At 69.8% G+C, this 21,489-nt stretch carries 16 protein-coding genes and 5 tRNA genes; 10 read left to right on the top strand and 11 right to left on the bottom strand.

The genetic code is table 11. The features are described 5' to 3' along the window. Positions 1-142: 142 nt before the first annotated feature. From ABZ321_RS19340 to ABZ321_RS19320, 5 genes are all read left to right on the top strand, one after another. Positions 143-1,864: an ABC transporter substrate-binding protein gene (locus tag ABZ321_RS19340; protein ID WP_344502780.1), complete on the top strand. Its 1,722-nt coding sequence runs from the start codon at positions 143-145 to the stop codon at positions 1,862-1,864. 133 nt (positions 1,865-1,997) lie between these two features. Further along, positions 1,998-2,999, top strand: a complete 1,002-nt coding sequence (locus tag ABZ321_RS19335; protein ID WP_344502781.1) for an ABC transporter permease — start codon at positions 1,998-2,000, stop codon at positions 2,997-2,999. 52 nt (positions 3,000-3,051) lie between these two features. Then, positions 3,052-4,128 (top strand): ABC transporter ATP-binding protein, encoded by a 1,077-nt coding sequence (locus ABZ321_RS19330; protein WP_344502782.1) that lies wholly within the window; start codon positions 3,052-3,054, stop codon positions 4,126-4,128. An 11-nt stretch (positions 4,129-4,139) separates the two neighbouring features. After that, complete coding sequence (locus ABZ321_RS19325) at positions 4,140-5,270, top strand: dipeptide ABC transporter ATP-binding protein (RefSeq protein WP_344502783.1); 1,131 nt, start codon at positions 4,140-4,142, stop codon at positions 5,268-5,270. Positions 5,271-5,496: 226 nt separating this feature from the next. Further along, positions 5,497-7,188 (top strand): S8 family serine peptidase, encoded by a 1,692-nt coding sequence (locus ABZ321_RS19320; RefSeq protein ID WP_354892890.1) that lies wholly within the window; start codon positions 5,497-5,499, stop codon positions 7,186-7,188. Between the two features lie 29 nt (positions 7,189-7,217). Here ABZ321_RS19320 and ABZ321_RS19315 read toward each other — a convergent pair whose 3' ends face one another. Beyond that, positions 7,218-7,610 carry a response regulator gene (locus tag ABZ321_RS19315; protein ID WP_354892887.1) on the bottom strand — a complete coding sequence of 131 codons (393 nt, stop codon included), beginning with the start codon at positions 7,608-7,610 and terminating at the stop codon, positions 7,218-7,220. Between the two features lie 59 nt (positions 7,611-7,669). On the opposite strand from ABZ321_RS19315, the gene mgrA reads away from it, so the two are divergent. Continuing rightward, a complete protein-coding gene (mgrA, locus tag ABZ321_RS19310) occupies positions 7,670-8,632 on the top strand; it encodes an L-glyceraldehyde 3-phosphate reductase (protein WP_354893504.1) in 963 nt (320 codons plus the stop codon). On the opposite strand, the gene ABZ321_RS19305 is transcribed toward mgrA, so the two are convergent. Next, positions 8,612-9,109 carry a hypothetical protein gene (locus ABZ321_RS19305; RefSeq protein ID WP_344502786.1) on the bottom strand — a complete coding sequence of 166 codons (498 nt, stop codon included), beginning with the start codon at positions 9,107-9,109 and terminating at the stop codon, positions 8,612-8,614. The two genes, mgrA and ABZ321_RS19305, sit on opposite strands and share 21 nt — an antisense overlap. Before the next feature lie 134 nt (positions 9,110-9,243). On the opposite strand from ABZ321_RS19305, the gene ABZ321_RS19300 reads away from it, so the two are divergent. The 4 genes from ABZ321_RS19300 to ABZ321_RS19285 all read left to right on the top strand — a co-directional run bounded on the left by ABZ321_RS19300 (position 9,244) and on the right by ABZ321_RS19285 (position 17,885). Next, positions 9,244-10,689: an MFS transporter gene (locus ABZ321_RS19300; protein ID WP_354892884.1), complete on the top strand. Its 1,446-nt coding sequence runs from the start codon at positions 9,244-9,246 to the stop codon at positions 10,687-10,689. Between the two features lie 3,101 nt (positions 10,690-13,790). Beyond that, positions 13,791-16,643 (top strand): hypothetical protein, encoded by a 2,853-nt coding sequence (locus tag ABZ321_RS19295; protein WP_354892881.1) that lies wholly within the window; start codon positions 13,791-13,793, stop codon positions 16,641-16,643. A gap of 132 nt (positions 16,644-16,775) precedes the next feature. Beyond that, positions 16,776-17,657, top strand: a complete 882-nt coding sequence (locus ABZ321_RS19290) for a glycosyltransferase family 2 protein (RefSeq protein WP_354892878.1) — start codon at positions 16,776-16,778, stop codon at positions 17,655-17,657. Between the two features lie 69 nt (positions 17,658-17,726). After that, the gene (locus ABZ321_RS19285) at positions 17,727-17,885 is read left to right on the top strand and encodes a hypothetical protein (protein WP_344502790.1); all 159 of its coding nucleotides are present in this window, start codon (positions 17,727-17,729) and stop codon (positions 17,883-17,885) included. On the opposite strand, the gene ABZ321_RS19280 is transcribed toward ABZ321_RS19285, so the two are convergent. The 9 genes from ABZ321_RS19280 to ABZ321_RS19240 form a co-directional block, all read right to left on the bottom strand. Beyond that, positions 17,851-17,936 (bottom strand) — tRNA-Ser (locus tag ABZ321_RS19280). The two genes, ABZ321_RS19285 and ABZ321_RS19280, sit on opposite strands and share 35 nt — an antisense overlap. 12 nt (positions 17,937-17,948) lie before the next feature. Then, positions 17,949-18,023: transfer RNA gene (locus tag ABZ321_RS19275), tRNA-Arg, on the bottom strand. 11 nt (positions 18,024-18,034) lie between these two features. Next, positions 18,035-18,120 (bottom strand) — tRNA-Ser (locus tag ABZ321_RS19270). A gap of 4 nt (positions 18,121-18,124) precedes the next feature. Beyond that, a tRNA-Leu gene (locus ABZ321_RS19265) sits at positions 18,125-18,197 on the bottom strand. Positions 18,198-18,219: 22 nt separating this feature from the next. Continuing rightward, positions 18,220-18,292: transfer RNA gene (locus tag ABZ321_RS19260), tRNA-Ala, on the bottom strand. 45 nt (positions 18,293-18,337) lie between these two features. Further along, positions 18,338-18,781 carry an HNH endonuclease gene (locus ABZ321_RS19255; protein WP_344502791.1) on the bottom strand — a complete coding sequence of 148 codons (444 nt, stop codon included), beginning with the start codon at positions 18,779-18,781 and terminating at the stop codon, positions 18,338-18,340. 427 nt (positions 18,782-19,208) lie between these two features. Continuing rightward, a complete protein-coding gene (locus tag ABZ321_RS19250) occupies positions 19,209-19,829 on the bottom strand; it encodes a hypothetical protein (protein WP_344502792.1) in 621 nt (206 codons plus the stop codon). Between the two features lie 79 nt (positions 19,830-19,908). Beyond that, positions 19,909-20,322: a response regulator gene (locus tag ABZ321_RS19245; RefSeq protein WP_344502793.1), complete on the bottom strand. Its 414-nt coding sequence runs from the start codon at positions 20,320-20,322 to the stop codon at positions 19,909-19,911. Then, positions 20,323-21,489: chemotaxis protein CheW (locus ABZ321_RS19240; RefSeq protein ID WP_354892875.1), on the bottom strand; the 1,167-nt coding region annotated here is incomplete at its 5' end.

Raw genomic sequence — 21,489 nt, 5'->3', positions numbered from 1 at the left:
CGTCCGTGCCGCCCCGATCTCCGCTCGCACAGCAGCACAGCTCGGACGGCCCGTCCCTCGGCGGGTCGTGCCAAACAAGGAGGGAAACCTAGTGAGAATGAGGACAGGGGCATTGGTGGCCGGTTCGGCTGCTGTCGCCCTGGTGTTGTCCGCCTGTGGGTCGGGCGGCGACGACAAGACGCCCAGCACGGGCTCCAGCACCGCGGGTGTGTCCGGTTTCAACGCCGCTACCAAGGGCGTCATCAACCCTTCTGACAAGAAGGGCGGCACGCTCAAGCTCGTCAACCACTCCGACCCGGACTCGTTCGACCCGGTCCGCGCGTACTACGCCTGGGTCTGGAACTTCCAGAAGGGTTACTACGTCCGGACCCTCCTCACCAACGCGTCGAAGCCGGGCGAGGACGGCCTGAAGCTCGAGGCCGACCTGGCCGAGAAGCTGCCGGAGATCACCGACGGCGGCAAGACGTACACCTTCAAGCTGAAGGACGGCGTCAAGTTCGAGGACGGCGCGCCGATCACCTCGAAGGACGTCAAGTACGGCATCGAGCGCGTCTTCGCGCAGGACGTGCTGTCCGGCGGCCCGACCTACATCATCGACGTGCTCGACCAGGGCCAGAAGTACCCCGGCCCGTACAAGGACACCGACCCCGACAAGCTGGGTCTGAAGTCCGTCGAGACCCCGGACGACAAGACGATCGTCTTCAAGCTGAAGGAGCCGCTCTCGGACTTCAGCTACCTGCTCGCCATGCCCGGCGCCGGCCCGGTCCAGAAGGCCAAGGACACCGGCGACAAGTACGGTGACAAGCCCGGCTCGACCGGCCCGTACAAGTTCCAGTCGTACGAGCCCGGCAAGAAGGCCGTCCTGGTCCGCAACGAGAACTGGGACGCCAAGACGGACCCCATCCGCAAGGCGCTGCCGGACCAGATCGACCTGACCATCGGCACGGCCGTCGAGGAGATCGACAACCAGCTGCTGAGCGGCGACGTCGACATCGACACCGCGCAGACCGGTGTCCAGCAGGGTGCGCAGCCGAAGATCCTGCTCGACCCGACCAAGAAGGCCAACGCGGACACGCCGACCACCGGCTTCATCCGCTACTTCTCGATCAGCACCAAGGTCCCGCCGTTCGACAACATCCACTGCCGCAAGGCCGTGCAGTACGCGACCGACAAGGTCACGATGCAGACCGCGCGTGGTGGTGCCGAGGCCGGTGGCGACGTCGCCATCAACATGCTCCCGCCGAACATCGCGGGTCACGACCCGGCCATGGACCTGTACAACACCAAGTCGGGCAAGCCGCAGATCGACAAGGCCAAGGAAGAGCTGGCCGCGTGTGGCAAGCCGAACGGCTTCGACACGGTCATCGCCACCCGTAACGCCGGCAAGGAGCCGAAGACGGCCGAGGCGCTGCAGGCCGCGCTGAAGAACGTCGGCATCAACGCCCGTCTCGACCCGACCGACGCCTCGCTGTACTTCCGCTCGACCATCGGCGCGCCGTCCAACGTGCACGCCAAGGGCTACGGCCTGATGATGGCCGGCTGGGGCGCGGACTTCCCGACCGCCTACGGCTTCCTGTCGATCCTGGTCGACGGCCGCACGATCTCCGCGTCGGGTAACAACAACTACGCCGAGCTCAACAACCCCGAGGTCAACAAGCTGATCGACGACGCCAAGGCCGCGACCGACCCGAAGGCCGCCGCGGACATCTGGTCGAAGATCAACAAGATCGTCATGGAGGAGGCCGTCATGGTTCCCTTCGTGTACGACAAGGCCCTGAACTACCGCAACCCCCGCCTGACGAACGTCTTCGTCACGGAGTACTACGGCATGTACGACTTCAGCAGCCTGGGCGTCTCCAGCTGACGAGGTCGTCCTGACCGAGCAATGCCAGTAAGCCGGTAACCCGCCCTTCCGAGGAAAAGAAGGCAGGTGAAGGCCACGGCGCCGGCCGGTGAGACGGGAACCCCGTCGAGCCGGCCGGCGTCAGGCCGCACACGTGATCAACTACATCCTGCGCCGCCTGGTCACAGCCGTCGTGCTGCTCGTGGCCGTCTCGGCCGTCACCTTCCTGATCTTCTTCGCGATCCCGAAGGCCGCCGGAGCTGATCCTGCCGAGATGTACGTCGGTAAGTCGGCGACCCCGCGCGACGTCGAGGCGACCCGGGTCAAGCTCGGCCTGGACAAGCCGATCTACATCCAGTACGGCCGCTTCCTGAAGGGCATCGTCGCCGGTCGCGACTACAACAACGGCCCGACCGTGACCCACTGCTCCGCCCCGTGCTTCGGCTACTCCTTCCGCACCGACCGCGAGGTGTGGCCGCTGCTGATCGACCGGCTCCCCGTCACCATCTCCCTCGCCATCGGGGCCGCCGTCATCTGGCTGCTCTTCGGCGTCGCCGGTGGCGTCATATCCGCACTGAGACGCGGCTCGATCGCGGACCGCACAGCGATGATCATCGCGCTCGCCGGCGTCTCACTGCCCATCTACTTCACCGGTCTGGTCGCCCAGCAGCTCTTCGTCCATACCTGGCCGATCTTCCAGGGCGGCGAGTACATCAACTTCAAGGACGACCCGGTCGGCTGGGCCAACAAGCTCTTCCTGGCCTGGGTCACCCTCGCGCTGCTCTTCGCCGCGCAGTACACCCGCCTCACCCGCGCCCAGATGCTCGAGACCATGAGCGAGGACTACGTCCGCACCGCCCGGGCCAAGGGCCTCAAGGAGCGGGTCGTGGTCGGCAAGCACGCGATGCGCTCCGTGCTCACCCCGATCGTCACGATCTTCGGCCTGGACCTCGGTGGCCTCCTGGGCGGCGCGATCCTCACCGAGAGCGTCTTCAGCCTCCCGGGCATCGGCCGGCTCAGCATCGACGCCGTCAACGTCAAGGACCTGCCGATCATCCTCGGCGTGACCCTCTTCGGCGCGTTCTTCATCGTCATGGCCAACCTGCTCGTGGACCTGCTCTACGCCGTGATCGACCCGCGGGTGCGGCTCTCGTGACGCTGCCGCAGCCCCGATCCGCTCGACCCGGCACCCCTGGAAAGGAGTGAGCATGTCCACCAGTCTGCTCAAGGACGGCGACCCGACCCCCGTCGGCGCCGGCTCGTCGGCACAGTCCTTCCTCGACGTGCGTGACCTGCGGATCCACTTCAAGACCGACGACGGCATCGTGAGGGCCGTCGACGGCCTCACGTTCCAGCTGGAGCGCGGCGAGACCCTCGGCATCGTGGGCGAGTCCGGCTCCGGCAAGAGCGTCACCAGCCTCGGCATCCTCGGCCTGCACCGGCGAGGATCGGCGAAGATCTCCGGCGAGGTCTGGCTCGACGGCGAGGAGCTCATCGGCGCCTCGCCCGAGCGGGTCCGCGCGCTGCGCGGCGCCAAGATGTCGATGATCTTCCAGGACCCGCTGACGGCGATGCACCCGTACTACACGGTGGGCAAGCAGATCATCGAGGCCTACCGGGTGCACCACAAGGTCAGCAAGGCCGAGGCGCGGCGCCGGGCCGTGGAGATGCTCGACCGGGTCGGCATCCCCCAGCCGCAGAAGCGCGTCGACGACTACCCGCACCAGTTCTCCGGCGGTATGCGGCAGCGCGCGATGATCGCGATGTCGCTGGTCAACAACCCGCAGCTGCTCATCGCCGACGAGCCGACCACCGCCCTGGACGTGACGGTGCAGGCGCAGATCCTGGACCTGATCCGCGACCTGCAGGCCGAGTTCAACTCCGCGGTCATCATCATCACCCACGACCTCGGTGTGGTCGCGGAGGTCGCCGACGACATCCTGGTCATGTACGGCGGCAAGTGCGTCGAGCACGCCTCCGCACAGACCATCTTCCGGCGGCCGGAGCACCCGTACGCCTGGGGTCTGCTGTCCTCCATGCCGCGCGTCGACCGGGAGGTGCGCGACCGGCTGGTCCCGATCAAGGGCAACCCGCCGTCGCTGATCAACCTGCCGAGCGGCTGCTCGTTCCACCCGCGCTGCCCCTACGTCGAGCGCAACGGCATCCCTTGCAAGACGGTCGAACCGACGCTGGCGGAAGGCACGATCGACCACGGGGTCTCGTGCCACATCCCGCCCGCGGAACGGCTGGCCATCTTCAAGTCGGACATCGCCCCATCCCTCTGAGGAGCACGACTGTGTCGACGAGCACCCAACCCCAGCCGTCCGCGGCTCCGCAGCGGGACGGCGAGAACCTCCTCGAGGTCCGAGGCGTGGAGAAGCACTTCCCGATCCTTCGGGGTGCCTTCTTCAAGCGCAAGGTCGGCGCCGTGCGCGCCGTGGACGGCATCGACCTCGCCGTCAAGAGCGGTGAGACGCTCGGCCTGGTCGGCGAGTCCGGCTGCGGCAAGTCCACCACCGGCCGGCTCATGACCCGCCTGCTGGAGCCGACGGGCGGCAAGGTCATCCTGGAGGGGCGCGACATCTCGCACCTCGGCGTCTCCCAGATGCGCCCCCTGCGCCGGGAGATCCAGATGATCTTCCAGGACCCGTACTCGTCGCTGAACCCGCGGCACACCGTCGGCTCGATCGTCGGCGCCCCGCTGCAGGTGCAGAACATCAAGACGCCGCACGGGCAGAAGCGTGAGGTCCAGCGCCTGCTGGAGCTGGTCGGGCTCAACCCCGAGCACTACAACCGCTACCCGCACGAGTTCTCCGGCGGCCAGCGGCAGCGCATCGGCATCGCCCGGGCGCTCGCCCTGCAGCCGAAGCTCATCATCGCCGACGAGCCGGTCTCGGCCCTGGACGTGTCGATCCAGGCGCAGGTCGTCAACCTGCTCGACGACCTGCAGCGCGAGTTCAACCTGACCTACGTGTTCATCGCGCACGACCTGTCCGTGGTCAAGCACATCTCGGACCGGGTCGCCGTCATGTACCTGGGGAAGGTCGTCGAGGTCGGTCCGCGGGACGGCCTGTACGGCACGCCGCTGCACCCGTACACCTTCGCGCTGCTGTCGGCGGTGCCGGTGCCCGACCCCGACCGCCGCGACAAGGCGCAGCGGGAGCGGGTCCTGCTCACCGGCGACGTGCCCAGCCCGATCGACCCGCCGTCCGGCTGCCGCTTCCGGACCCGGTGCTGGAAGGCGCAGGACGTGTGCGCCCAGGAGGAGCCGCCGCTGCGCGAGCTGCTGCCGGGCCAGACGGTCGCCTGCCACTTCCCGATCACCGACGAGGAGCGCTCCGCCAAGGGCGCTCAGGCGGCCCGGGCCGCCGCCGCGGAGATCCCGGTGGCCGCCTCGACGGACCCCTTTGCGGAGCCGATCGCATAACACCACGGAATGTGCGCCGGGGAGTCGACCAGGTCGGCTCCCCGGCTTTGTTCTGTCAATTCGCCCCTACCCGCGACCTGCCCCTATGTGGTGCGGACGCAAAGGAAACCGTGGAGCGAATCGCCCGAAACATTTGAAAATCTTGAGGCGAACGCCTTCCGCAGACCAATGTTTTTCGATCTCATATCCCCATCCCCTCGAACCGGGAGGACATGTGGGATTCAAGATGAGGTTCACGGGCGCCGCGGTGATCACCGCGGCGTTGACCGTGAGCACGGCAGGCTTGTCTGCACCGGCCAGTGCCGAGGCCGTCGCCAACACGGAGTACACCGTGGTGGCCGCGGACAACGTCTCCACCGGTGACGCGACCGCCGCCATCACCAAGGCCGGCGGCAAGGTCATCGCCACCAACGACACGGTGGGGATGTTCACGGTCCTGGCACCGCAGAGCGGTTTCGTCGAGAAGGCGGCAGCCTCCTCGAAGCTCGTCGGCGCCGCACACCGCACCGCCATCGGCAAGGCTCCCAAGAAGGAGCAGCCGTCCGGTGTGGAGAAGGAAGCACTGGCCGCGGCAGCGGCAGCGGCGAAGAAGCCCGGTGGCAAGAAGCCCGCCACCGCCGGACTGGACCCCATGGACGACAAGCTGTGGGGCCTCAAGACGGTCAGGTCGGACCTCGCCCGCAAGGTCAACGCCGGCGACAAGCGCGTCACCGTCGGCGTCCTGGACACCGGCGTCGACGCGTCGCAGCCCGACATCGCCCCGAACTTCAACTGGGCGCTGTCGAAGAACTTCGCGCCGGACAAGGTCGACATCGACGGTCCGTGTGAGGTCGCGAGCTGCCTCGACCCGGTCGGCACCGACGACGGCGGCCACGGCACGCACGTCGCCGGCACGATCGGCGCGGCGGCCAACGGCTTCGGCATCTCCGGTGTCGCGCCGAACGTGTCGCTGGTCGAGCTCAAGGGCGGCCAGGACTCGGGGTACTTCTTCCTCGAGCCCGTCGTCAACGCGCTCGTGCACGCCGGCCAGTCGGGCATCGACGTGGTCAACATGTCGTTCTACGTCGACCCGTGGCTGTTCAACTGCACGGCCAACCCGGCGGACTCCCCCGCCGCGCAGGCCGAGCAGCGCACCATCATCCGCGGCATGTTCCGCGCCCTGACGTACGCCCACTTCAAGGGCGTCACGCTCGTCGGCGCGCTCGGCAACAACCACGAGGACAAGGGCAAGCCGCGCACCGACATCTCCAGCCCGGACTACCCGGCGGACGCCGCGTACGACCGGCCCATCGACAACAGCTCCTGCTGGGACCTGCCCGTCGAGGGACCGTTCGTCATCGGCGTCTCCTCCCTCGGCCCGTCGCTGAAGAAGTCGGACTTCTCCGACTATGGCCTGGAGCGCATCGGCGTCTCCGCGCCCGGCGGCTGGTTCCGTGACGGCTTCGGCACGGACAGCTACCGCACCAACGAGAACATGATCCTCTCCACGTACCCGAAGAAGGTGCTGCAGGAGGAGGGCACGGTCGACGCCGACGGCAACGTCGTGCCGGAGGCCGAGGGCCTGGTCTACAAGGAGTGCACCGCCGCCGGGAAGTGTGGCTACTACACCTGGCTGCAGGGCACCTCGATGGCCTCCCCGCACGCGGCCGGCGTCGCGGCGCTCATCGTGAGCGCGCACGGCGCCAAGCACGGCAAGGACTTCGGTCTCGAGCCGTGGAAGGTCGAGTACATCCTGTACAGCACGGCCGCCGAGCACGCCTGCCCGGAGCCGCGCCTGCAGACGTACACGAACGAAGGCCGCTCCGAGGAGTTCAACGCGCTCTGCGAGGGTGGCACGGAGTTCAACGGCTTCTACGGCTTCGGCATCGTCGACGCCTACAAGGCCGTGACCGCCAAGGCCTGGTGGGAGCACCGCTAGCAGTTTGTGACCGTCCTGGTGGCACGCGTCTATGCGCCGCGTGCCACCAGGCGTCCGCCGAGCAGCGCGTCGGCCTTGCTGACCAGGACGCTCGGGCGGATCGGTTTCGTCATGTACTCGGTGGCGCCGACCATCATCGCCTCCTCGCGGCCCCGCATCCGCCCGTACGCGCTGAGCATGAGGATCGGCAGCTTCGCCGTCGCCGGGTCGGCCCGCAGCGCCTTGCACAGGTCCAGGCCCGAGATGTTCGGCATCCACATGTCGGTGACCAGCAGGTCGAACCGGTCCTTCCGGAGGGCCTCCAGCGCCTCGCCGCCGCTGGTGACGGCGACGACCGACGCGCCTGCGGACTCCAGCGCCATGGTGAAGAGCTCACGGATATCCGGATCGTCCTCTGCCACCAGTACCGTCGCGGCCCCCATTACCCCAGCTTAAGATCCTCAGCGTGGCGTATGAGGCGGCTTCGAGCCGATACCAGGACATGCAATACCGGCGCAGCGGCCGCAGCGGGCTGAAGCTGCCGGCGATCTCGCTCGGGCTGTGGCATAACTTCGGGCACGCGCGTCCGTACGAGACCCAGCAGGCGATCGTGCGTCGCGCCTTCGATCTCGGGGTCACCCACTTCGACCTGGCCAACAACTACGGGCCGCCGCCGGGCTCCGCGGAGACGAACTTCGGGCGGATCCTCGCCGAGGACCTCCGGCCCTACCGGGACGAGCTGATCATCTCGACCAAGGCCGGCTACGACATGTGGGACGGCCCCTACGGTGAGTGGGGGTCGCGCAAGTACCTGACGGCGTCGCTGGACCAGTCGCTGCGGCGGATGGGCCTGGAGTACGTCGACATCTTCTACTCCCACCGGCCGGACCCCGACACGCCCCTCGAGGAGACGATGGGGGCGCTGGACCGGGCCGTGCGGGCCGGCAAGGCGCTCTACGTGGGCATCTCCAACTACTCGCCCGCGCAGACCGCTGAGGCGGCTTCCATTCTGCGCTCGCTCGGCACGCCGCTGCTGATCCACCAGCCGCGGTACTCGATGTTCGACCGCTGGATCGAGGACTCGCTGCTCGACGTGCTCGAGTCGGAGGGCGCCGGGTGCATCCCGTTCTCGCCGCTCGCGCAGGGGCTGCTGACGGACCGCTACCTTTCCGGTATTCCGTCCGACTCGCGGGTGCGGACCAGCCGCTTCCTCAACGAGAGCGACCTCAGCGAGTCGCGCCTGAAGACGATCGAGGCGCTGAACGAGGTGGCCCGCGGGCGCGGCCAGAGCCTCGCGCAGCTGGCCCTGGCGTGGGCGCTGCGCGACCCGCGGGTCACCTCGCTGATCATCGGGGCGAGCTCGGTGGCGCAGCTGGAGCAGAACCTGGGGGCTTTGTCGGCTCCCGCGCTGACCTCCGAAGAGCTCACCCGCATCGACGCTGTGCTAGCTCAGCAGACCGTTTAGCGTCGTGATCACCGGCTGGAGGGCGGCGGGCACGGCGCCGTCCTTCACCTGGACCTCCTTGCCGCCATAGGTGATGGTGTACGTGTAGCCGTCGGCGACGTTGGTGCTGCCGGCGGCGGTGGGCAGCTTGGAGAAGCCGACCTGCTCCAAGGTGCCCTTGAGCGTGGTCAGCTGGGCCGGGGTGAGCTTGCCTTCCTTGGTGCCGGCCTTGGCGGTCAGCGTCCAGCCGCCGTCCGGCCGCACGACCAGGCGGTCGTTGGTGCCGGCGAGGCCTCCCTGGCGGGTGAAGATCAGCAGCGCGTCCGTGGTGTTCTGGCTGCTGCCGGTGCTGGGGTCGGCGCTCGGGCTCACGCTGGTGCTCGCCGGCGCCGCCGCACTGGTGGACGGCGCCGTGCCGGCCTGGTTGGCGTCGTCGGCGCAGCCCGTCAGGGCCAGCGCGAGCAGGGCGGTGACGGCGATCGGGGTCCTCGACCTCATCGAAGGTGTCTCCATCTCTCTTGGACTGCGGGTTCGCAGCTCGGGTTCCCCGTGACGTGTTCTTCGTTACCTTCTGTGCGCTCGTGGCGGTAACTCGCTCGTTTCTTGTCATACCCCCACGACATGATTGCCCCATGCGCCTCGACCCGTACCGTCACGTCCTCGCTCTTCCTGGGGTGCGGTCGCTCATGGTGCTGGCGCTGCTCGCCCGGATCCCGATCACCGCCATCGGGGTCACGATGACGCTGCACGTGGCTCAGGACCTCCACCGCGGCTGGGGCGCCGCCGGTCTGGTCGGCGCCGCCCTCACCGTCGGCACCGCGATCGGCGGCCCGCTCAACGGTCGCTTCGTCGATCGTAAGGGCCTGCGTCCGATGCTCGTCGTCACCACCGTGTGCGAGGCCATCTTCTGGGTCGTGGCGCCGTCACTGTCCTATCCCGCGCTGCTGGTCGGCGCCTTCGTCGCCGGCGTGTTCTCCCTGCCGGTGTTCTCCGTGGTCCGCCAGTCGCTGGCCGCGCTTGTCCCCGCCGACCAGCGCCGCCAGGCCTACGCGCTGGACTCGATGTCGGTCGAGTTGTCGTTCATGGCCGGCCCGCCGCTCGCCGTGCTGCTCATGAGCAGCCTCTCCGGCCGCGTCACCATGTGGTCGATCGGCGGCTGCCTCGTCCTCGCCGGCCTGGCCCTCTTCCTGACCGACCCCCCGGTCCACGCCCCCGCCGACGAGGACTCCCTCGCGGGCGCCACCACCGCGCCGCTGCGCCGCCGCGACTGGCTCACGCCCCGCTTCCTCGCGGTCTGCGCCGCCGCGGCCGCCACGACGATGGTCCTGGCCGGCACCGACCTCGGCATCGTCGCCATGCTCCGTGAGGCGGGCAAGGTCCAGCTCATCGGCGGCCTCCTCGCCGCGTGGGGCATCTATTCGCTGATCGGCGGCTTCGTGTATGGCGCTCTGACGCGCGCGGTGCCGCTGGTCGCCCTCATCGGCGGCCTCAGCCTCTTCACGATCCCCCTCGGCCTGGTCGGCGACCGCTGGTGGCTGCTCACCGTCGCCCTCCTGCCGGCCGGCGCCCTCTGCGCCCCCACCCTCAGCGCCAGCACCGACCTCGTGAGCCGCCTCGTCCCCTCATCCGCCCGCGGCGAGGCCATGGGCTGGCACGGCTCCTCCCTGACGGTCGGCCTGGCCGTCGGCTCCCCGCTCGCCGGCTGGGCCATCGACCGCGGCTCCCCGGGCTGGGGCTTCGCCGCGGTCGGCACCGTCGGCCTCCTCATCACCGGCGTCCTGCTCACCCTGCGCCACACCCACACCCCGGCGCCCTCCCCCACACCCGCAACCAAGCCCTCACCCGCAGCCACAACCGAACCGGGGACCGAACTCGCAACCGCGATCGAACCTGGGACCGCGACCGCCGCCGGGACCGAACCCACGACCGCGACCGCCGCCGCGAAGCCCTCCACCTCCACCCCAACGCCTTCTCCTCTGACCACCACCGCCCCCACGACCACCCCCGCCGCTGCTCCAACCGCCACAGTTGCTCCCACGACGGCCACCTCGGCAGCCAGCACCGCGGCATCCCACTAACACGCCGACTCCGCCCTCCAGGGTCGCGTCCACTGTCCAAGCAACCCCCCGCTCCCGCCTCCGCCCCCACTTCCCGCCTTCACCACGGATCTGGCTGGTCCTGCTCCCGCGGCCCCGGCTGCTGCCACCGCCCAACCGCCACCCCTGCTCCCACTCCAGCCAACACCGCGGCACCCCCACCAACACGACCAGTCCCGCCGCCGAGGTCGCATCCGCTGTCCGAGCAGACCCGCCGCCCCCGCTCCCATCTCCACCCCCACCGCTACTCCCACAACACCGCCTCTGCAGGCCAACACCGCGGCACCCCACCAACACGACGACTCCGGCCTCCAAGGTCGCGTCCGCTGGCCGGGCACCTCCGCCACTCCCGGCCCCGCCTCCACCAGTGCTCCAGGCGCCACCCACTACTCCCGCCTCCACCACGGCTCCGGCTGCTACCCCCACTCCACAGTTCCGGCTGCCGCCGCCACAACCGCCGCCTCGGCTCCCGCTCCAGCCAGCAGCGCGGCACCCCACCAACACGACGACCCCGGCCTCCGAGGGACGCGTCCGCTGTCCGAGCAGCCCCGCCGCTCCCACTCCCGCCTCCACCATTGCTTCGGCTGCTGCTCCTTCCGCGGCTACTCCGACTCCCGCGGCCCCGGCTGCTGCCACCGCCCTGCTCCCACTCCGGCCAGCCCCGCGGCATCCCGCAAGCACGACAGCCCCGACCGTTGACCGGGTAGCCCCGCGGCTCCAGCCGCCACTGCCGCTTCCCGCCGGCACCGCCGGCTAGGCAACCGCTACCGCCGCTCCCACCACGGCCGCTTCCGCAGCCAGCACTGCCGCACCACTAACCGACAATTCCGGCCGCACTGACACGACAACTCCCGCAGCCGAGGTCGCGTCCGCTGATCCGAGCTGCCCGCTGATCCAGCCAGCACCGCCACCTCCACCAGCACCGTCACCCGACAGCTGGGCGCCGATCCGAACCGCTCCCACAGCCCCGCCTCCATCGCCGTTCACGCCAGCACTGCTTCCTCTCGCCACCGCCAGCCGCCGCCCTGAACAGCTCCACCGCTGCCGCCCCTGCTCCGGCTGCTGCCACCGCTCCAACCGCCACCGCCGCCCGCTCCCGCAACAGCCGCCTCGGCAGCCAGCACCGCAGCGCCCCACTTGCGCGACGGCTCCGGCACCGAGGTCACGTCCGCTGATCCGAGCAGCCCCGCCGATCCAGTCCGGAGCGCTGCTTCTCTTGAGCACCGCCGCCCCAGGTCACCGCCACAGATCCGAACACCTCCGCCGCTCCACCCCGCCACCGTCACCCCGGCCGCCGCCGCCACCGGTGCCCCGCTCCAGCCACTTCCGCAGCTGACACTGCAGCGTCCACTAGTGCGACGACTCCTGCCGCTAAGGTCGCGTCCGCCGATCCGGGCAGCCTCGCCGCCCCAGCTCCAGCTCCAGCCAGCACCGCTACTTCCCATGAGCACCGCCACCCCGGCAACCGGACGCAGATCCGAACAGCTCCCGCACCTTCCGCTCCGGCCAGCACCGCTACTTCCCGCCAGCAACGCCGCCACCGCCACCGACCCGAACAGGTCCACCGCTGCCGCCATCACTCCGGCGGCCGCCGCTGCAACCGCCGCCGTTGCGGCCGCGACAGCCGCTTCTGCGGCCAGCACCGCGGCGGTCCACTAGCGCGACGACTGCGGCCGCCGAGGTCACCTCCGCTGATCTGAACAGCCCGCAGTTCCAGCGAGCACCGCTGGTCCGGCGGCTGGGCGGTGCTGTCGGTGCCGCTCTGGGCGCCGCCCGGCCCGGGTGCCCCCGTGCCGCGTTGATCAGGTAGCGGATCCGGTCGCCATGGCAGCCGGATCTGCTACTCGATCAAGAGCGGGGCGGAGGTTGGCGCGGGGTGTGGGGCGTCTGATTCGGGGTTGGGGCGTTGAGAGTTGTGGTGGGTCGGGAGGGCGGGGGGGAAGGTGTGGATCGTGCCGGTTTGGGGTTTATCGGGTGGGAGGGGGGTCCGTTAAATCTTTGTGTTGGCACGTTTCGGGCGTGGTTCGCGGGGTGGATCACCGAGCGTGCCTCCGGCGGGAGGGGGGCGCGACCGGACGGGGGCCGGGTGTAGGCGAGGGCTGGACCGCGGGGGGCGTGATGGGCGGAGAGGGTGCGGGATTGTCCGGAAGGGGACCGTTTCGGGGGCGAAGGGTGGCGGGAATCAAGCGGTGTGGAACTGGGGTGGGTGGCGTCCGAAGCGCGTTGGGCTTCCTATTCGTCGGGAGCGGGAAATGGGTGGGGTGGGCGCTGGCCAAACGGCTGGCGACGGGTGGGCGAACGGTGGGTTGCGGCCGGTCAGGCGGGTGGGCCGGGCGGGGGCGTGCAGGTTGCAAGGTGCGGTCCGCGAGGGGAATACAGCACGGAGAAAGGTGGGGCCGGGAAGGGACCTAGGGATCGGTGGGCGTCGCTGCGTGAATGCGATTCGGCGTGGCTTCTAGATCGACAGAGGAGGACGACGTGTACTTCGTCACCCGGCGAGATGGGGTCGCGGGGCTGGACGGGAGGAGTAATGGCTGTTCAGAGTGGGTGTGTGGCGTCAAGTCGGGCGGGTTGACCGGCTGTGGCACACAGGACGGAAGCCCGATCTACGGGTATCCAGGAGTGGGGCCGATCGATGGGTCCTGTCCGGATCGACCGATAGGAGAGGTTTTGCTGGCAGTGATAACAGCGACGGGGGCGATCACCGCAAGGACTGCGGCAGTCACAGAACGTATTCGTCGCAGTGGGACCGCCGGCATGGGCAACTCTCCGGAAAACTCGTCATCAATCGGGGTGAATCCGCCCAGATCTACCCGCCTGTCAGGCATATCCAACGGGTCCGGCGACAAACAGGATGGTTGCGTCCGTCACTCAGCGCGGTACGATCCGCCAGAGCCGCCATGCGGTCATCGGTGTGGAACCCCCTCCGCATCGCACCGCTCGTGGCACACCCGACGGAGGGCGATCTTGACTATCTGCTGCCCGCTTGCAGCAAGCGCGCCGGACGATCAGGCTGCGATGCGCTCTGTGGCATCGCTATCCGCCGGGTCAGCAGATCGTGTGAGGTTCGCATGAGTACGGCGATGCAGGTTCGGCTGCGGCACTGGCCCGGCATGAAGGTTTCCTGGCTCGGCGCGGGTGCTGTCGTCCATTCCGGCGACGAGCCCAGCCCGGGCGCGGCGGCGCTGGTCGTGTCGCCGCACGGCTCCACCGAGTGTGCGGTGGTCATCAGCTCGCACACCGTCAAGCTGCAGCCCGCGATGGTCGAGGAGCTGGCCGAGGTCCTGGCCAACGGGCTTCCCCGCGGGTTCACGGCGATGCGGTTCGTCGCGTGGGACGGCGCGTGCGCCACCAACGAGCGGCCGGCCGCGGCGCACTTGATCGCCATGCGGCTCGGGATCGACGTCATCGCGGCGGCGGGGCCGCTGCTGGGCGTGCCGGGTGGGTCGCTGTTCGCGCCGATCGGGCGTGGGGAGCACCGGCCGGGCGGGTTCTGGCGGTTCCGGACGGGTGCGCAGCCGCAGCGGGTCGGCTGGCGGTTCCCCGCGCCGCACTGGGAACAGGACCTCGGCGAGGTGCCCGAGCTGCCCGGCGACCTGGTGCTCGACCAGATCCCCGCGGGCCTGTGGCTGCACCGCCGCCGGGTCGGCAGCGTCACGGACCTCGCGTACTCGGTGCCGACGGATCACTCGCACCCGGCGATGATCCTGTCGCACCCGAACGAGGAGCCGCTGCACCGCGACGAGCTCATGCAGGCCGTCTCCGTCATTCCGGCGCTCGCCGCCGATCGGTGTGTCTTCACGCCGTACGGGCAGCGCCCCCTCCTCGACGGCCCCGTCGGGCCGGTCGTCGCCGACGTGCTGGGCCGCGCCGTGCACGTGCGCACCGGTCTGCCGCTGTGCGCGCCCGCCGGGCAGCGCGCGGTCGTCACGATCGACCAGAAGGGCCTCCCCCGCTGGCGGACGTTCGCCCGGGAGCTGTGGCACGCGCCGCGCACCGGCGCGCCGCGGCCGGTCGACTGGGTCAACCCGTGCCCCGACGTGCTCGACACGCCGGCGGGTGCGGCCACGTTCACGCTCGGCGGCGGCTGGGTCCTGGAGGTCGTCCAGGCCGGCCTGTGGATCCGTCCCGAGCACCTGACCGACCCCGCGGACTGGATCCGCGGCCTGCCGGTCGACGTCAACCGCTGCGCGATCATTGTGGGCGCCCCGCACGCCGCGGAGCTGCCGCCCCCTGGTCACACGATGGCCGACGTACTGGAGAAGCTCCCGGTCGACGCGCGCAAGCGGGCCTATCTGGCCGTGCCGCGCGGGGCCGCGCCGAACGTGTTCATCCTCGCGACCGCGCTGCGGGACTCGCTGCCGGAGCCCGGTGAGGTCGAGCTCGTCGCCCCGCCGACGACGAGCGGCTCGTTCCCGGCGGTCGGGTCGACGACGGGTTCGTTCCCCGCGGCGGCGCCCAACGGGCACCGGCCCGACGGACCGTTCCTGGTCAACGGCCGGCCCGCCAACGGGCACCCGTCCGGCGCACACCCAACGGTGTCGCGCCCGGCGCACGCCTCGTTCGACGGCGACGAGCCGCAGGACCCGTGGCGCACCGTCTACGACCCCCAGCGCACCGGCTCCTTCGAGCCGCTCACCAGCACCGACCGCCGCGAGCCGCGCACGGGTGGCTTCGCGCCGGCCGAGCCGACCAGCGGGTCGTTCGCCCCGGTCGAGCCGCGGTCGGGGGCCTTCCCGCCGGTGGAGCCGCGGACCGCGGCGTTCCCGGCCCCCCACAACGGAGCGGACCACCGCAACGGCGCCGACCTGCGCAACGGGGCGGACCACCGGAACGGGGCTGACCTGCGCAACGGGGCCGACCTGCGCAACGGGGCGGACCACCGGAACGGGGCTGACCTGCGCAACGGCGCCGACCCTCGTACCGGAGCGGACCCGCGCAACGGCAGCGACCTTCGCAACGGCGCCGATCCCCGCAACGGGGCGGACCACCGGAACGGCAGCGACCTTCGCAACGGGGCCGACCTGCGCAACGGGGCCGACCTGCGCAACGGCGGCGACCCTCGTACCGGAGCGGAACTGCGCAACGGCAGCGACCTTCGCAACGGGATGGACCACCGCAACGGCGCCGACCCGCGCAACGGGCACGACCCGCGGACCGGGGCGTTCGCGCCGGTCGAGCCGCCGACGGGGTCGTTCGCGCCGCTGAGCCCGAACGGGACCAACGGCCAGCACGCCCCCGGCGGTTTCGGGCCGCAGCCCGGCCAGCCGCAGCACATGGGCCAGGGCCACATGGGCCAGCCGCAGCACCCGGGCCCGCAGCACCCCGGTCAGACGCACCCCGGTCAGTCCCGCCCCGGTCAGCAGTACCCGGGCCAGCAGGGACGTGGTCCCGGGTTCGGCAACGGGCGGGGCGACAGCACCACGGCGTTCCCCCCGGTCGCGCCCGAGGCCTACCGCGGCATGCCCAACGGCACCCACCCGGAGCTGAACGTGGCGCCGCCGCGGACGTACCACCGCGAGCAGCAGTCGTACGACACCCAGGCCCACGACGCGGGACGGCCGGCCAACGACGGGTACCGCTTCGACGCCCCGAACTACGACGAGCACCACTTCGACCTGCCGACGCCGCCCGGGCAGCGCGCACCGGTCCAGCGGATGCCCGCGCACGACGAGGCCGAGGACGCGGCCGGCGCCGAGGACACGTCGTCGATCCGCTCGGGCCGGGAGATCCGCTCGCACGGCAAGAAGGCGAAGGCCACCCGCGCGGACGACAAGACCAGCACGCAGGAGCTCGACCGCCTGCTCGGGTTCTTCGACGAGATCCGCCGCGCGAAGGCGTGGGACGAGGACTCGCCGGGCTCGGAGACGGACGAGGCCACGGCGCGCCGCGCGGCCGCCGGCCAGCCACCCGCCGGCCCCCGGCGCGCCCGCTAGGCAAAACCCGGCAAAGCCAGGCAAGGCCCACTGGGCGAAGCCAGGCAAACGACGCGACAGCGGCCCGGTCTCGGAAAGAGGCCGGGCCGCCGCGTTTTCGCCGCCGGGCCGGGGCCGACTAGGATCGGCCGGGTGCTCGACATCATGCTGCCGCACTACGGCGACGTGGAGCTGCTGAAGCTCGCCGTCAACAGTGTCATCGCGCAGACCGACGACCGGTGGCAGCTGACCGTCCTGGACGACAGCACCACCGAAGGCATCCCCGAGTGGTTCGCCGCATTGGGGCACGAGCGCGTCACGTACCGGCGAAACCCCACAAACCTGGGCGTCACCGGCAACTTTCAGCAGTGCGTCGACCTCGCCACCGAGCCGTTCATGGTCATCATGGGCTGTGACGACGTGATGCTGCCCAACTACGTCGCGTCGGTGCACGCGCTCGTCGACGCGCATCCGGACGCGGTGCTGATCCAGCCCGGCGTCGAGGTGATCGACGCGCGCGGCGAGGTGGTGCGGACGCTCGCCGACTCGACGAAGCGCCGGGTGTACGCGCCGAAGATCGACGGCACCGTGGTCATGTCGGGCGAGGAGCTCGCGGTGAGCCTGCTGCGCGGCAACTGGCTGTACTTCCCGTCGCTGTGCTGGCGCACGTCGCAGGTACAGGCGGTCGGCTTCGACCAGTCGCTGAAGGTGATCCAGGACCTCGCGCTCATCCTCGAGCTGGTGACCCGGGGCGGCACGCTCGTCGCGACGGACGTGGTGTCGTTCCGGTACCGGCGGCACGGCTCCAGCCTGTCGTCGTCGTCCGCGGTGACGGGCGGGCGGTTCAGCGAGGCCCGGGACTTCTTCCTCGCCGCGGCGGCCCGGATGGACGCGCACGGGTGGCACAGGGCGGCCAAAGCGGCCCGCTGGCGCCTGTCGTCGCGCATCCACGCGCTGACGATGGTGCCGGCGGCCGCGAAGCAGCGCAGCGGCAGCAGTGTGGGCGTGCTCACAAAGTACGCGCTCGGTCGCTGACCATGTAGACATCGCGGGGGCGGCTTCGTCGTATCCAGTGCAAGGCCGGACACGACGAAGGAGACCGCGATGATCCACTCCAGCCACCTGCTCTGGCAGGCGAGCACCATGACCGAGGACCGGCAGCGCGAGGCGGAGCGGCAGCTGGCCCGCGCCGCGGCGCGGTGGCACCGCCGCCTGTGGGGGGCGAAGGCGGAGAGGGTGGGAGTCGAACCCACACGGGCGTGAACCCAACGCCGTTTTCGAGACGGGTGCCGGCACCAATCGGCTGGCCTCTCCAGTGCTGTGACGTGCCCTCGGAGGGATTCGAACCCCCGGCCTCTTCGTTCGTAGCGAAGTGCTCTCGTTCCGCTGAGCTACAAGGGCATGGTGGTGCGCGGAAAGTGAGGGGATCGAACCCCCGCGGGGTCGTCCCCCGTCGACGGCTTAGCAAGCCGCAGCCTTACCTCTCGGCCAACTTTCCTCAGTACCCGGAAGAGGATTCGAACCTCCAACCTCCTGACCCTGAATCAGGCGCCTCTACCGTTGGGCCACCCGGGCACGGGTGTGGTGCGGTCGTGCGTGGACCCGACCGGACTCGAACCGGTCGCCTCCGCTGTGCAAGAGCGGCGCTCTTCCTGATGAGCTACAGGCCCGTGTGGCCCGGCGGGGAGGTAGCAGGGCCCCGCCGGGCCCATGGGTCAGCGCTGGGCGAGTGCGTGCCAGGTCGGAATCGACGGCTGGTGTCGCAGCACCATGCCCGCTTCGGCGGGGGTGCGGTCGCCCTTGCGCTGGTTGCAGACCATGCAGGCCGCAACGGTGTTCTTCCAGGTGTTCCGCCCGCCCCGGGACCGGGGCAGGATGTGGTCGATGGTGGTGGCGTCCTTGCCGCAGTAGCCGCAGCGACGGCCGTCACGGGCGTGGACACCGGCGCGGGACCACGCGGGCCCGCTGCCGAAGCGCCAGCGCGTGACGACGTAGGACACGAGCCGGACGACCTTCGGCATCGGGTAGACCCCGATGAGCCGGTCGGGCTCGGACTCGTGCACCACGGCAACCTCACGCAGCAGCATGCGCACCGCATGACGGAGGGTGACCCGGTGCAGGGGTCCGAGGTCGGCGTTGAGAACGAGAACCGCGGTCACCGGGCCTCCCTTCGTTTGTTTCTTCCCAACTGATACCAAACGATCTTGCGTGCCGTGAGCGGGATTCGAACCCGCACCGATCCCATTTTGAGCGGGACGCCTCTACCGATTGGGCTACCCCGGCGAATTGTATTCGGGCACAAAAAAGCCGCCCATTGTCGCGGGCGGCGGAAGAGGAGGGGGAAACCCTATCCTCGCCACCGTCCGGGCAGGAGTAGACTGGCCGACAGGCCGCTGAGCAGCAGGTCACGCCGGGCTCGGGCCGCGCGGGATCGACCGCGTGACGCCGACAACTCGATGCGCTCTGCCATTTGCGGTCTCCCTTCTCAATCCCTGTTGATCTTGACGTGTGGCTCGTTGATGTATTCAAAGATACGACCCCGGCGCCGCCGCGGCAACCATTTAATCGACGGCGCCGGAGGTCGGCTCAGGCGGCGGCCGTGTAGTGCGCGAGGTACAGGTCCATCTCGTCGGTGGACTCGTCGCCCTCGTTGACGCTGAACCACAGCGAGTTCTCCAGCCAGAACCGGTGGATGAACTGCTCGAAGCTGTCGGCGGCGTGGACCATGTTGGCGACGAGGGCGTCGGGGTCCACCTCTTCCAGGCCGACGATCTCCAGCAGCCACGGCGAGGCGATCACGAACGGTTCGGTGCCGGGTCGCAGGTACAGGTACCAGATGACCGCGTCCTGCTGGTCGCGCAGGAACCGCACGAGTTGCGCCGAGGGCTCGACCGGGCTCGGGACGGGGCGGGGCGCCAGGTCGAAGTCGCAGCCGGTGCAGGACGGGATGGCGTCCATGAGGACCTGGCTGCTCATGAAGCGCTTGAACGCGGCCGGCAGCTCGACGTGCGTGGCGAGGGCGCCGACGTCCATGGCCCGCAGCGGGTCGTGCGGCGCGTCCGGGACCAGCCAGCTGAACGTGCCGTCGAAGCGTGACTGGTCCACTACCGGCAGGCTCTCGGTGGGGTACAGCTCGTAGGTACCCATGCTTGCCCGGGCGCTGCCCAGGTCCGTGCCCCACCAGCCGCGCGGAAAGTCGATCGTCATGTGTCGCACGGTACGACGCCATGTGGTGTTCTTCCGTCGCCTATCGGACCAAGACGAGCGCGTTTCAGGTCAACTCGTGTCACCCGTTGCTGGCCGCCTCCAGCGTCGGGATCTGCGGCAGCACGCCGAGGTAGCTCAGCTTTTCGACGATCGCCTCTGCCGTGAAGGGTTTGATGACGTACTCGTGGGCGCCGGCGGCGAGGGCGCGCACGATCTGCCCGTGCTCGCTCTCGGTCGTCACCATCATCAGGGTCATCTGGCGCAGGTGTTTCTGCTTGCGGACCGCCATCACGAACTCGAGGCCGTTCATCTCCGGCATGTTCCAGTCGATCAGGGCGAGCCCGGGTTGCAGGTCCTGGTCCCAGATCTGGTCGAGGGCGTCCTTGCCGTTGGTGGCCTCGCGGACCTCGAAGCCGAGCGGCAGCAGGATCCGTTTGAGGATGCCCCGCATGGCACGCGAGTCGTCGATGACCATGGCGAGCTTCGTGTCCATTCAGACTCCGACAGGTTGGTAGGTGGTGGTTTCGTACGGGTCCGTGGTCGTGTCGATCTTCGTGTGGAAGAGCGGGTCGGCGGCGAGGATGGCGCGGCGGACGTCGAGGAGCTCGGTGACGCGTTGCTGGATGACGGCGGAGCCGAGCAGGCCGTCGTCGCCGAAGTCGCGGCGGGAGTCGTCGAGGCCTTCCTCGACGATGTCGAGGATCTTCTCCACCGCGAGGGCGACGGACCGGCCGTTCTCGGTGTAGACGACGACCGGCACGGTCGGCCCGGACTCCGTCTCGTACGCGCCGAGCATGTGCGACAGCCGCAGCACGGGAAGGATCTGGTCGCGGTACTGCACGACCTCCCGGCTCCCGGTCCGCTCGATCCGCTCCACCGGGAACTCCTCCAGGCGCGTGACCATGTCGAGGGGGATCGCGACCCGCCGGTCACCCACACCCGCAATGAGCAGGCGGCCGCCGCCGTCGGCACCGCCGCGCCGGACCGACGTGTCGGCGTCGCCGGACTCGACGCCGGCGGCCAGCTGGGCGCGCCTGGCCAGGGAGGCCACATCGAGGATGAGCGCGACGCGGCCGTCGCCGAGCAGGGTGGCGCCGGCGTACGTGCCGATGTCCTTGAACCGGGACGTGAGCGGCTTGACCACCACCTCCTCGGTGTTGAGCACCCGGTCCACCACCAGCCCGAACCGCTTGCCCTCCGCCTGCAGCACCGCCACGTAGACGTCCTTGTCGTGCTCGCCCTCGCGGGGCAGCCCGAGGGTGTCGTCCAGGTACACCAGGGGCAGGAGCTTGCCCCTGAGGCGGTACACCTGCGCCCCCATGGCGTGCTCGACGACGCGGCCGGACTGCCCGTCGAGGTACACCAGCTCGTGCACGGCGACCTGCGGGATGACGTACCGTTCCTCGCCGCACTCGATCGTGAGCGCCTGAATGATGGCGAGGGTCAGCGGAATCGTCAGACGCCAGGTCGTGCCCTTACCCACCACGGAATCCACATCGACCGCACCACCGATACGCTCGATGTTGGTCTTCACCACATCCATACCCACACCACGACCGGACACATTCGTGACCGCCTTCGCCGTGGAGAACCCCGGCCGGAACACCAACGCCAGAATCTCCCGACGATCCATCGCCGCCAACTGATCCCGCGACACCAG

This window comes from Dactylosporangium sp. NPDC006015, from assembly GCF_040614215.1.
GTDB lineage: Bacteria > Actinomycetota > Actinomycetes > Mycobacteriales > Micromonosporaceae > Dactylosporangium > Dactylosporangium maewongense.
The sequence above is the reverse complement of the archived record's forward strand: the minus strand, read 5'-3'. Positions and strand labels throughout refer to the sequence as shown.